13 protein-coding genes and 1 other annotated feature are annotated in these 11,581 nt (G+C 44.9%); of the genes, 1 reads left to right on the top strand and 12 read right to left on the bottom strand.

Annotated features, from left to right (window positions below; translation table 11 throughout):
- The first annotated feature begins 66 nt into the window (after positions 1–66).
- On the top strand, positions 67–453 hold the full coding sequence (locus FQV26_RS11470; protein WP_146557603.1) for a sigma-w pathway protein ysdB: 387 nt from the start codon (positions 67–69) through the stop codon (positions 451–453).
- A 9-nt stretch (positions 454–462) separates the two neighbouring features.
- Here the strand turns inward: FQV26_RS11470 and FQV26_RS11475 are convergent, their stop codons facing one another.
- The 12 genes from FQV26_RS11475 to mutM form a co-directional block, all read right to left on the bottom strand.
- Positions 463–741: a DUF1294 domain-containing protein gene (locus tag FQV26_RS11475; protein WP_146557604.1), complete on the bottom strand. Its 279-nt coding sequence runs from the start codon at positions 739–741 to the stop codon at positions 463–465.
- Between the two features lie 378 nt (positions 742–1,119).
- Complete coding sequence (gene rplT, locus FQV26_RS11480; RefSeq protein ID WP_146557605.1) at positions 1,120–1,479, bottom strand: 50S ribosomal protein L20; 360 nt, start codon at positions 1,477–1,479, stop codon at positions 1,120–1,122.
- A 167-nt stretch (positions 1,480–1,646) separates the two neighbouring features.
- Positions 1,647–1,847: a 50S ribosomal protein L35 gene (rpmI, locus tag FQV26_RS11485; protein ID WP_008432253.1), complete on the bottom strand. Its 201-nt coding sequence runs from the start codon at positions 1,845–1,847 to the stop codon at positions 1,647–1,649.
- 27 nt (positions 1,848–1,874) lie between these two features.
- A complete protein-coding gene (gene infC / locus FQV26_RS11490; protein WP_040852855.1) occupies positions 1,875–2,381 on the bottom strand; it encodes a translation initiation factor IF-3 in 507 nt (168 codons plus the stop codon).
- 83 nt (positions 2,382–2,464) lie between these two features.
- Positions 2,465–2,605, bottom strand: a sequence feature (ribosomal protein L20 leader region).
- A 57-nt stretch (positions 2,606–2,662) separates the two neighbouring features.
- Positions 2,663–4,591: a threonine--tRNA ligase gene (gene thrS / locus FQV26_RS11495; protein ID WP_146557606.1), complete on the bottom strand. Its 1,929-nt coding sequence runs from the start codon at positions 4,589–4,591 to the stop codon at positions 2,663–2,665.
- Between the two features lie 771 nt (positions 4,592–5,362).
- The gene (dnaI, locus tag FQV26_RS11500) at positions 5,363–6,298 is read right to left on the bottom strand and encodes a primosomal protein DnaI (protein ID WP_146557607.1); all 936 of its coding nucleotides are present in this window, start codon (positions 6,296–6,298) and stop codon (positions 5,363–5,365) included.
- A complete protein-coding gene (locus tag FQV26_RS11505) occupies positions 6,299–7,669 on the bottom strand; it encodes a replication initiation and membrane attachment family protein (RefSeq protein ID WP_146557608.1) in 1,371 nt (456 codons plus the stop codon). It lies immediately after the preceding gene.
- An 11-nt stretch (positions 7,670–7,680) separates the two neighbouring features.
- Positions 7,681–8,157 carry a transcriptional regulator NrdR gene (gene nrdR / locus FQV26_RS11510; protein WP_146557609.1) on the bottom strand — a complete coding sequence of 159 codons (477 nt, stop codon included), beginning with the start codon at positions 8,155–8,157 and terminating at the stop codon, positions 7,681–7,683.
- Between the two features lie 115 nt (positions 8,158–8,272).
- Positions 8,273–8,656 carry an adenosylmethionine decarboxylase gene (gene speD / locus FQV26_RS11515; RefSeq protein WP_146557610.1) on the bottom strand — a complete coding sequence of 128 codons (384 nt, stop codon included), beginning with the start codon at positions 8,654–8,656 and terminating at the stop codon, positions 8,273–8,275.
- 315 nt (positions 8,657–8,971) lie between these two features.
- Positions 8,972–9,991, bottom strand: coding sequence for a glyceraldehyde-3-phosphate dehydrogenase (locus tag FQV26_RS11520; protein WP_146557611.1), 1,020 nt, complete (start codon positions 9,989–9,991; stop codon positions 8,972–8,974).
- Between the two features lie 102 nt (positions 9,992–10,093).
- Positions 10,094–10,699, bottom strand: a complete 606-nt coding sequence (gene coaE / locus FQV26_RS11525; RefSeq protein ID WP_146557612.1) for a dephospho-CoA kinase — start codon at positions 10,697–10,699, stop codon at positions 10,094–10,096.
- A 9-nt stretch (positions 10,700–10,708) separates the two neighbouring features.
- Positions 10,709–11,578 (bottom strand): bifunctional DNA-formamidopyrimidine glycosylase/DNA-(apurinic or apyrimidinic site) lyase, encoded by an 870-nt coding sequence (mutM, locus tag FQV26_RS11530; protein WP_146557613.1) that lies wholly within the window; start codon positions 11,576–11,578, stop codon positions 10,709–10,711.
- Between the last annotated feature and the right edge of the window lie 3 nt (positions 11,579–11,581).

Below are 11,581 nucleotides of genomic sequence, written 5' to 3' on the forward strand. Positions count from 1 at the left end.
TGAAACCAAACTACTTCTCACACGTATATCATACAGCAGGATACTGTAAATTAGGAGGTAATTCAAATGGCTTTTCTCATACGCCTCATTGTACTGGCATTGATCATCTACTTATTTTATCGATTGATCCGTTATATCGTAGATCCGAAAAGGAAATTGGATGCCGCGCTTGAATCAGGAACTTATTATTTTCTCGATGATGTAAAAAATGTGCAAAAAAACTTTTTTATCGCGCTTCGCGGCGTTCTGTTCGAAGGCGAAAAATACCTGGGAACTACTGAAAATGCTTTTGAAGTCGTCTCCATTTTTGTATGGGTGGAAAATCCAGATAAATTGCAGGGCTTCACCAAGGAAGATTTTCAATTTCTCGAAAAGGAAATTTTAATGAATTATCCTGAAGCCCGCATCAATTGGAAAAATCCAATAGAACGCTTAATGAAACAAGAAGAATGAGCATTTCGCTCAGCCGTTAAAGAATTGTTGATAACTCCAAATTAGAACGACAGCATCCAGCATTGCTAGAATCAAGAAACCAATGCGGAAATTTGTGTGTTTCGTTTTGTGACGGAACGCCATCATACCTAAATAAGCGCCGATGCCGCCACCGAAAATTGCTACTGTCCAAAGATTCTTCTCCGGAATCCGCTGGCCCCGGCGCTGCGCTTGGTGCTTATCAACTTTCATCATCACAAAGGCCATCACTGTCAAAATCGCAAAATAACCGCAGATAATTAAAAACATCCGATTTTCCTCCATAAGAAAAGACTGACGAAAATTCGTCAGTCTTTTTTATTGTTGCGCTAAACGCCTGAGCATTGCAGCTTTCTAGTTGTGTGAGGTCTATGGGTTGCAATGACAGGCGCTTGCGCTTTTATTACTATCCAGCTTCAATGACCTGCTCCTCGGGTCATAAGCTGCTCTTCCTGTGCGGCAAAAGACGCCGCTTCGGAAGTCCATCTTATGCCTGTCGGAGCATAACGGTCATTTATGCTTTTATTACTATCCAGCTTCAGCGCCTAGACCCTCGGGGTCTTAAGTCAGCCCATCTGTGCTGCAAGGTACGCCGCTTCGATGGTCCGCCTTAAGCCTGTCGGGTCTAAACAGGCGCTTGCGCTTTTATTACTTAGCTACTGCTTGTTTTGCTTGGTCAACCAATGCTGTAAATGCAGCTGCATCAGATACAGCGATTTCAGCTAGCATTTTGCGGTTGATGTCGATGCCCGCAACTTTCAATCCGTGCATAAGACGGCTGTATGAAATGTCGTTCATGCGAGCTGCTGCGTTGATACGTGTGATCCATAGTTTACGGAAATCACGTTTTTTGTTGCGACGGTCACGGTAAGCATAGTTACCTGACTTCATCACCTGTTGGTTTGCTACTTTGAAAAGGATGTGCTTTGCACCATAATAACCTTTTGCTAATTTAATGACCTTTTTACGACGCTGGCGCGTCACTGTTCCACCTTTTACGCGTGGCATATCACATTACCTCCTGCTGAATATATAAAATTCGATTTTTTGTTGCATGTCTAGACTTCAGCACCCAGATTCTCGGGGTCATAAGCTAAAGCGGCTGTGCGGCAAAAAGCACCGCTCTGCCTCTTCGTCTTATGCCCGTCGAATCTATACGGGCGCTTACGCTTTTCTTACTTCATGTTATAGATTAATGATTTGATGCGTTTCAAGTCGCCTGAAGAAACAAGTTTCCCTTTGCGAAGTTTACGCTTTTGCTTAGTTGATTTGTTTGCAAATAAGTGGCTAGTGTGTGAGCTGTGGCGTCTTACTTTACCTGTACCCGTTTTTTTGAAACGTTTTGACGCACCGCTATGGCTTTTCATTTTCGGCATTTCGAATTCCTCCTAAACAATGATCTCTTATTCTTTTTCGTTGACTGGTGCAAGCATCAAGAACATGCTGCGGCCATCCATTTTAGGGCGCTGCTCAACCGTAGCAACTTCTTTGCACGCTTCTGCGAAGCGTTCAAGTACACGTTGTCCGATTTCTTTGTGCGTAATCGCACGGCCTTTAAAACGAATAGAAGCTTTCACTTTGTCGCCTTTTTCAAGGAACTTGATTGCATTGCGAAGTTTCGTGTTGAAATCGTGATCGTCAATTGAAGGGCTTAAGCGAACTTCTTTGACGACAATCACTTTCTGATTTTTACGGATTTCACGATCTTTCTTCTGCTGCTCAAACTTGAACTTACCATGGTCCATGATACGAGCAACCGGCGGCTTAGCTTGAGGAGCCACAAGAACAAGATCCAAGTTGACACGAGCTGCAATTTCAAGTGCTTCGTTACGCGTTTTGATGCCAAGTTGTTCACCGTTCTGATCAATAACTCGCAACTCACGTGCACGAATACCTTCATTTACATTAATGTCTTTGCTAATAGTAATCCACCTCCGGATAGTGTCGCGAATAGCTTAAATGTGTGAACCGGCCGAACCGGTTTACAGGGTTCCGATCAAAACAAAAGCGGATGGACCACAGAGGTCCACCCGCAAATATGACAACATGCTTCTTTCTGCATGTAAAAGTCAATCGTGTATACCTGCCAACAATCGGTCGATCAGGTGAGAAGCGGGTGCTCCTGCTTGCACATATAAGTATTCTATAACCTTATTTATAGTATCACGTGCCTTTGGACCTGTCAACCATTCTAGCGAAGTTCGCTTTGAACCAGTTTCACGAAGTCATCAAATGGCATGCTTTCGGATTTCTGTTCGCCGTATTTTCGGACATTGACAGAACCATCTTCCAGTTCTTTATCGCCAATTACGAGCATATAAGGCACTTTCTGCATTTGCGCTTCACGGATTTTATAGCCTAGTTTTTCATCGCGCTCATCGATATCGACACGGATTTTATGATTCTGCAGTTTTTCCTGCAGTTCTTTTGTGTAGTCGCTGTGAGCATCAAGCGATACTGGAATCAGTTCTACTTGCACGGGCGCGAGCCATGTCGGGAAGGCTCCTTTGTATTCTTCGATCAAGAAGGCAACAAATCGTTCCATTGTCGATACGACTCCGCGGTGGATAACGACCGGACGGTGCTGTTTGCCGTCTTCGCCGATATACGACAAATCAAAGCGTTCAGGCAAAAGGAAATCAAGCTGTACAGTAGACAGCGTCTCTTCTTTCCCAAGCGCAGTTTTCACTTGGACATCGACTTTTGGTCCGTAGAATGCTGCTTCGCCTTCCACTTCTACATAATCGATTTCAAGCTCATCCATCGCTTCTTTCAACATAGCTTGTGCACGGTTCCACATAGCGTCATCATCAAAATATTTTTCTTTATCTTCCGGATCCCGGTAAGACAAGCGGAATGAATAATCTTTGATATCGAAATCCTTATAGACTTCTACCACCAAATTGACGACGCGTTTGAATTCATCTTTGATCTGGTCTGGACGGACAAAGATATGAGCGTCATTCAATGTCATGCCGCGAACACGCTGAAGCCCTGATAAAGCACCTGACATTTCATAGCGGTGCATCAGGCCAAGTTCCGCAATGCGGATCGGCAACTGGCGATACGAATGAATTCCTTGTTTAAAGATCATCATGTGATGCGGGCAGTTCATCGGGCGCAGCACCAATTCTTCGTTGTCCATTTTCATGACAGGGAACATGTCTTCCTGATAATGATCCCAGTGTCCGCTTGTTTTATACAGCTCCACACTGCCCATTACCGGTGTATACACGTGGTCATAGCCCAAACGCTCTTCTTTATCGACAATGTAGCGTTCGATGATGCGGCGGATTGTCGCACCTTTTGGAAGCCACATCGGCAATCCCTGGCCCACTTTTTGGGAGTTCATGAATAAATCCAGCTCTTTCCCGATTTTGCGGTGGTCGCGTTCCTTCGCTTCCTCCAGCATTTCAAGATGGGCTTTCAAATCCTCTTTTTTGAAGAAGGCAGTTCCATAAATGCGCTGAAGCATTTTGTTGTCGCTGTTTCCTCTCCAATAGGCACCAGCCACACTTAATAATTTGAACTCTTTCAGTTTCCCAGTTGACGGCACGTGAATGCCTCGGCAAAGATCGAAAAAGTCACCCTGCTCATAGATGGAAACTTGATCGTCTTCAGGAATCGCTTCAAGAAGTTCCAATTTGTATGGATCCTCAATCGCTGCAAAACGTTTCTGGGCTTCTGCGCGAGTTACGTCATGACGAGTGATTTCGATGTTCTCATTGATGATTTTCTTCATTTCTTTCTCGATCAGCGGCAAGTCGTCTGAAGTGATCGCTGATTCTGTATCGATATCATAATAGAAGCCGTTTTCGATAACGGGACCAACACCAAGCTTCGCGTCCGGATACATACGCTTAATTGCCTGCGCCAATAAATGAGCAGTGCTGTGGCGTAAAACTTCTAATGCTTCATCGGATTCGGGTGTGATGATGGCGATTTCTCCATTTTCCTGCAAAGGCGCACGCAAGTCTACCAAGTTATCGCCTACTTTGCCGGCCAACGCCTTTTTACGCAATCCTGGGCTGATTGATTGTGCAATTTCTTCAGTAGTAGTGCCCTGTTCAAATTCTTTTACTGCTCCATCAGGGAATTTCAGTTGAATCATGTCTGCCATGCCAATCTCTCCTTTTAGTTAAATCTGTTGAAAATGCCTCTGCCACAGGGTCTGGACAGGCATTTCCGTTAGTATTTAGCGGCCGCTTCGGCAGTTCACCTTAAGTCTGTCGGAGGTCCGCAGGATGCGGATCATGTAAGCGTTGCGACAGGAAGTCGCGCTTTTAGCTTACGTTCCTCTATACGGCCGCTTCCGCTTTTCTTTGTCCAGCTGCAATGGCCTGCTCCTCGGGTCATAAGCTGCCCTTCCAACGCGGCAAAAGCACCACTTCGGAAGTCCATCTTATACCTGTCGGAGCAAAGCGGCCATTTCCGCTTTTCTTTGTCCAGCTCCAGCGGCCAGGTTCTCGGGTCATAAGCCAACCCAACTATGTGGCAAAGAACGCCACATTGCTGGTCTGTCTTATGCCTGGCGAACCTTTACGGCCGCTTCCACCTTTCTTTTTTCCACACAAAAAAGCCCCATCCCAAAAGGGACGAAGCTTTAGTTCGTGGTTCCACCCTTCTTCTATTCTGAACGGACAGATCCGTTCAGAATGAAGCTCTGCATCGGCTAACGGGCCGGTTCCGTCAGCTGCTACTGAGGAGTCTGTTCACAGCTGCTGCTCGAAGGGGGTAAACGGGATTTCCGGTACTTAAGAAGCTTACAGCCAGGGCTTCTCTCTCTGAAAGTCGAATAATTCCGCTCATGTCCTTGTCAAGGCATGTAAAATCTTGAATCGATTGTTATTACTATAAACCGAAATGTTATAAAACGCAATAGTTCTTCAGCTTAATTTCGTCGGTTGCGTCCGTCGAGCTTAACCGGTTTGGTCAATGCGCGAATACGTTCCATGATTCGTGCGGCTTTCAAATCCTCTTTTTCACCGCGCTGCGAGTATGTCAGATGATATTCCAATTCAGAATAACTGAAGTTCGAGGACATGAACGTCGGCAATTTTTCCGACATCCGGTAATGGAGAATTGTCCCCAGCACTTCGTCCCGCGTCCAGCTCGACATGGCTTCTGCACCAATGTCATCAAGCATCAGCACATCCGCTTTTTTGACGTAATCCACTTTTTCCTGCAAGGTCTGATCGCCGATAGCTTGTTTCATTTCCCGCATAAATTCCGGAACAAAAACCAAAACGGATTTGACGTTTATCTCAGCCAGCTCATTGGCTACCGCACTCAATAAATAAGACTTGCCGATGCCGAATTGGCCGTAAAGATACAATCCTTTTTCAGGCAAGTTGTCGGGGCCGGTCGCCTGGTCCAAAAAATCTCCGACAGCACGGAACGCTTCCATGCGGCTGTCATCCAAATCAAAACCGGACAATGTCGCCTGCATGACTTCTTTCGGCATGTACATGCTGTGGATCAGCGATGAAGCGTGGCGCTTATTGTCATTTGCTTCTTTCAGGCGGCATTTCGTATAGGAGATGCCGATGTTTCCCCGTTCCAATACCAGGTTCGGTTCAAAGCCTTTCAAATGGTTGATGCAGGCGCCAAGGCTCGGGCATTTATTGCAATCGTGGGACTGATCGATGTACTCGTATAACTTACCCAACCCTTTATCAATAGTTGGTGTATCAATTTCTTCAGCATGATTTTCCAAAAACTTTTGGACGCCGGGATGTTCCAGCACTTCCTTGCGCATTTCACTATAACGCTCAGAGAAAGCAGGCGCATTGACCACACGTTTTAATGTTTCGCGAATCGGTTCCATTTAACCACCTTTTCCTTTCTTCAGCGCAAGTTTCGCAAGTAGTTTTTGCTTCTCCACTTCCAAGCTTTCGTTTTTTGGCTCTGTCTTGGCAGCAGCTGCCTGATCTTTTTTATGGAACCATTCCGGCAGCTTTTCTTCACGCACCGGTTTGCGGTTTCCATTGCCCGTAAACGGTTTAGCGACCGTTGTGGGTGACCCTTCGGACTTCCATTTCATATATTGTGTATGTTCGATGCGTGCCAGTTCCATCGCTTCTTTTGCAGTCGTGACATTTTTCCGCAGCCAATGCGAAGCGATTTTTTCCACATAGGTTTTGGTCAGCTTCATATCGGTGCGCAAAAGAACATACTGAAGCAGGACATTGACGACAGCCGGCTTCATGCCGTGGGTGACAACCAATTGATTGGCGAGCTGGACATCTGCAGGCAGCGGTTCATTGCCGTCTGCGATGTCACGAAGTACTTGAATAGGAGGTGCCGTCTCGAGATAGATTAGCAGCTCGTCCTGCTTTGTTTTCGGAGTTTCTATTGCCGTCTCGGGAGTTTCCTTATGCACTTGAACAAGCTGTGGTGCTGTCGTAGAAACCGTCAGCTTATAGTATTCGGATGCTGATTTTTTCAGCCCTTCCACCGTCAATTTATAATCATCTTCGATTGCCAGCAAGATAACTTTCTGCATCTCCAATGGTCCCCAGCTATACAAATAAGCCAGTTTTGAAATGAAATCCTTAATGGTAGCGGTCAGCACTTTTTTGGGAACGAGCTGCTCTGAAAGACCTTGTCTAAGCAACGCAAAATCGAATTCAGTATCTGCTTCATAGTTCCCTTTTTTCCGCCCCTGCAAGTCCTGCTGCATAGATGGATAACCAGCTTTAGCGTGGACCGGTTGAAAAATATCTGTGAAAGTCCGTGACACTTCTTTAAAATCAGAAGGAATTTCAGTTTGGACTAAAAATCGATCCCTCACTCGGCGATAGGATGGTTCTCCAATTTTGCTGAATAGAAACATCGACAGTAGTGGATCCATAAAAAAGGTTTTCGGATCCAAGGGCGGGCATAATTCATATATGAAGGAGCGATCGCCACTGTCTTTTCGATAGGTTTTCAGCAGACCGATCGCTTCCAGTTGAATGCGCGCTTCAAATATTTTTGAAATCGGATTTCCTAATGTGTTCATTAACGTGTAATGGGTTGCCTCTTCCTTAGATGCTTCCCCTTCAGCCCATAGCGTCAAATAAAACGCGATGGCTTCTGCCCCGATCATGGGCTGATACAACAGAGTCAGCAGTTGCCGATCATAATTCGAAAACGGATAAGGCAACCGGATGCGATAGGAATCAGCAGGCTGCAGTTCTTTATAGTACGCAGTCATAAGTCACCGCCTTAGTCGATTTTCTTGTCTTCCGGACTTTTATTCAGCAAATCCTTCAGTTCGTCGATAAAAACAGTGATGTCTTTGAATTGGCGATAAACAGAGGCAAAGCGCACATATGCCACTTCATCGATTGTTGCCAGGCGGTTCATGACCAATTCCCCGACTTCTTCGGATTTAACTTCCGGGTTGCCCGCCCGGCGAAGGTCTTTCTCAATGGTAAAAACGACTTCTTCCAGGACTTCCAGAGATACCGGCCGCTTTTCACACGCACGAATTAAACCGCGCAAAACTTTTTCTCGGCTGAATTCTTCACGCGAGCCATCTTTTTTGACGACAATCAGCGGCATCTCCTCCACTTTCTCGAAAGTGGTAAAGCGGTATCCGCATGATTCACATTCTCTACGCCTTCTGATTGACTTCATTTCATCTATTGGCCGTGAATCGACAACACGTGTGCCGTTATGTTGGCAAGCTGGACATTTCATTTTGACATCTCCCTAAATTCTCTATCTAGTGTATCTAGTATAACAAAAATTCCTTAGTAAAATAGAAAAAGCAGAGGATTTTATCCTCTGCTTTACGTGTTTTTTGTTAAATGGATTATGCTGTTACTGAAACTTTGGATTTTCCAACGCTGACTGGACCCATACCGCGCGGTACTTCTACAAGCTCGCTCGATTGTGAACCTAGTGCTTTTGCGATATAATCCGCTGCAATTGTCGGATCTAGATCGCCGCAAGTGTAAACATCTACACTCGCATAGCCATGTTCCGGAAAGCTATGAATAGTTAAGTGAGATTCAGAAATGATCACAACTCCGCTGACACCCTGTGGTGCGAATTTGTGAAAAGCTACTTCTCTTACTTCAGCTCCGGACTTCAGTGCTGCATCAACAAAAGTTTGTTCGATAAAATCCATATCGTTTAATTTGTCAAAATCACACTGCCAAAGTTCTGCGATTACGTGACGTCCCATTGTTTCCATGGTTCGTTTTCCCCCTTTGATATCATTTTGGTTTTTGCGCAAAATATTCAAAGTTGACTACCACGGGGGAAAGTTAGTCCAAAGAGGTCCTAACCCTTTAAGCAGTCATGTGAATAAAATTCTTACGCTCCTAATTCCGAGATGCATTGTGGAAATTCAGAAGTGGTAGCCGCTTTTTAGCTACGATTCATAGTATAAAACGGATTTATTGTAAATGCAATCATAATATCTTATTAATCCTGAATTTTTTTCATTATATTTTCCATAAAAAGCCCCGTTTCTCCATTTACAAACGGAGAAACGGGGCTTTAAGCCTTATTTAGATACCAGCACCATCGCGTTTGCGACTTTTTTAGTCAAATCAATTACGCGTGCTGAGTATCCCCATTCATTGTCATACCAAGCCAGAACTTTCACTTTTCGGTCACCAATTACCATGGTGGACAATCCATCTACAATGGCTGAATTCGGATTGCTGTTGAAATCGACAGAAACCAATGGCTCCATCGTCAAGCTTAAAATGCCTTCCAAACCATTTTCTGAAGCTTCTTCAAAAGCTTGATTAACTTCCTCGATTGTCACTTGTGTTTCCAAGTCAACAACCAGATCCACCAAAGATACGTTTGGAGTTGGAACCCGCAATGCCATACCATGCAACTTGCCTTGGAGCTCGGGCATCACCAATGACAGCGCTTTCGCAGCACCTGTAGAAGTTGGAATGATTGATTGTGCACATGCACGCGCACGACGAAGATCTTTGTGTGGATTATCCAAGTTCTGCTGATCGTTTGTGTAGGAATGAATCGTTGTCATCAAACCGTTTTCAATACCAAATTTATCATGCAATACCTTTACCACTGGGGCCAGGCAGTTTGTCGTACAGCTGGCATTGGAAATAATATCATGCTTATCGATATCCAGCTTGTCGTCATTTACTCCCATAACAATTGTGATATCCTCTTTCTTGCCAGGAGCTGTTAAAATTACTTTTTTCGCCCCTGCTTCCAGATGCAGGGCTGCTTTGTCCCGAGCATTGAACTTCCCGGTCGCTTCGATGACAATATCGATGCCCATTTCTTTCCATGGCAGATTCAATGGGTCGCGTTCACTTACCAATTGAACTCGTTTCCCGTTTACAATTAATGCATCTTCTTCAGAAGATACGTCACCAGCGAAGGTGCCGTGATTTGTGTCATACTTAATCAAATGCGCAAGGGTTTCAGCTGGATAAGTGGCATTGACTGCCGTAATTGTCACATCATCCATCATTATCGCCTGTCTGAAAACCATACGGCCAATACGGCCAAATCCGTTAATTGCAATAGAAACTGTCATGTAGGAGTCCTCCATTTATAATTAAGTTATACTGATGTTTTTAATTTCTTATATAGTATAACACAATTAACCATTAGAGAACCTTAAAAGCAGGATATCTTTTTATTCTTTTTCTGGACTGACTTGCCACTTTTCTAATATTCGGTTCAATTGCCATTTTGTTTCATCCAAGGTTCCATTGTTATAGATGACGGCATCTGCACCATCTTCTTTTACAGACATCGGCAATTGGGAACTGATGCGTGATCGTGCCTCTTTTTCCGAAAAACCATTCCGCTCAACTAAGCGGTTAAACTGATTTTCCTCAGTGACGCTAACAACCAAAATTTTGTCTACAAGATGCTGGAGACGGCTTTCAAACAATAAAGGAATATCCATGATGATTGTCTTATATCCTTGCGCCAAAAAGTCCCGGCGCTGTTGAAGCATTTCCTGGCGGATTGCCGGATGGATAATATCATTCAGAACTTTGCGGCTTGCGGGATCATTAAAAATGATTTCTCCAACTTTAGCCCGGTCCATCGTTCCGTCTTCGCGTATCACCTTGGGTCCGAAAGCCTTGGCAATTTCCGCCAAGGTCTCAGATCCTGGTTCTACTACTTGACGTGCCACAAGATCGGCATCGATAATCGGAAAACCTGATTTTTTCAGCATCTCAGATACTGTACTTTTACCACTGGCAATACTGCCTGTTAATCCAATGATCATCATCCATCCTCATTTCTGGCAGCTAGGGCAATATACAGACGCCCGTCCACCGATTTTCAAGGTTTTTGTCATCGTGCCGCAATCTAGGCATTGTTTTTTCCCATACATTCCGAAACGATTTTGCATACTGCCCGATTCCCCGTTGACGTTCCGGTAATCCGAAATCGTGCTGCCTCCTGCATCAATGCTTTCCAGCAACACGGCAACAATGGCCTCAAACAATTCCACTTTGCGTTTCCGACTGATGCGTCCCGCGGAACGCTTTGGATGGATTTTCATCTTGAAAAGTGCTTCTGTTGCATAAATATTGCCGCAGCCGGAAATGACCTGTCCGTCCATGATGACTTCCTTGATCGGCTTGTTCTTGTATTTCGGACTTTCAGCCATCAATAGGAAGTGGTCAAGTGCTACTGCTTCAAAGGGCTCTGGCGCCATCAGCAGTAAAGGCGGAAAATCCCCTTCTTCCTCCAATACCCTCATCTCGCCGAAACGACGGATATCTGAAAATGCCAGTAATTTGCCGTCACTTAATGTCAACACCACGTGAATGTGGCGACGGAATTTATCCTCCGGAATAGACTGGAGCTGGTCGATATAGAACCAGGCTCCCGACATCCCTAAATGATTGACTAATAAAAATTCATGCTCTTTTCTTAATGTAAAATAAATATATTTGCTGCGCCGTTCGACACGGATGATTTGCGCGCCGACCAGATGATCAATGAAAAGGTCGGCATCCATCCGTTTGATGATCGCTTCTTTGCCATTTGTTTTGGACGTGCGGATCGTATCTGATACCGCTACTGCCTCAATCTTTTTTCCAATGGAAACGGGGCGGATCTGCCGAACGACACCTTCCACTTCTGGAAGTTCAGGCATATC

It is taken from the genome of Planococcus sp. CPCC 101016 (assembly GCF_007859295.1).
In the GTDB taxonomy this organism is placed as follows: domain Bacteria; phylum Bacillota; class Bacilli; order Bacillales_A; family Planococcaceae; genus Planococcus.

Bases quoted from the DNA above. Each gene is read 5' to 3' on its own strand.
- FQV26_RS11520 (WP_146557611.1), bottom strand. From the start codon at position 9,991: ATGACAGTTTCTATTGCAATTAACGGATTTGGCCGTATTGGCCGTATG.
- coaE (WP_146557612.1), bottom strand. From the start codon at position 10,699: ATGATCATTGGATTAACAGGCAGTATTGCCAGTGGTAAAAGTACAGTA.
- dnaI (WP_146557607.1), bottom strand. From the start codon at position 6,298: ATGGAACCGATTCGCGAAACATTAAAACGTGTGGTCAATGCGCCTGCT.
- rplT (WP_146557605.1), bottom strand. From the start codon at position 1,479: ATGCCACGCGTAAAAGGTGGAACAGTGACGCGCCAGCGTCGTAAAAAG.
- FQV26_RS11475 (WP_146557604.1), bottom strand. From the start codon at position 741: ATGTTTTTAATTATCTGCGGTTATTTTGCGATTTTGACAGTGATGGCC.
- nrdR (WP_146557609.1), bottom strand. From the start codon at position 8,157: ATGAAATGTCCAGCTTGCCAACATAACGGCACACGTGTTGTCGATTCA.
- FQV26_RS11470 (WP_146557603.1), top strand. From the start codon at position 67: ATGGCTTTTCTCATACGCCTCATTGTACTGGCATTGATCATCTACTTA.
- thrS (WP_146557606.1), bottom strand. From the start codon at position 4,591: ATGGCAGACATGATTCAACTGAAATTCCCTGATGGAGCAGTAAAAGAA.
- rpmI (WP_008432253.1), bottom strand. From the start codon at position 1,847: ATGCCGAAAATGAAAAGCCATAGCGGTGCGTCAAAACGTTTCAAAAAA.
- mutM (WP_146557613.1), bottom strand. From the start codon at position 11,578: ATGCCTGAACTTCCAGAAGTGGAAGGTGTCGTTCGGCAGATCCGCCCC.
- speD (WP_146557610.1), bottom strand. From the start codon at position 8,656: ATGGAAACAATGGGACGTCACGTAATCGCAGAACTTTGGCAGTGTGAT.
- FQV26_RS11505 (WP_146557608.1), bottom strand. From the start codon at position 7,669: ATGACTGCGTACTATAAAGAACTGCAGCCTGCTGATTCCTATCGCATC.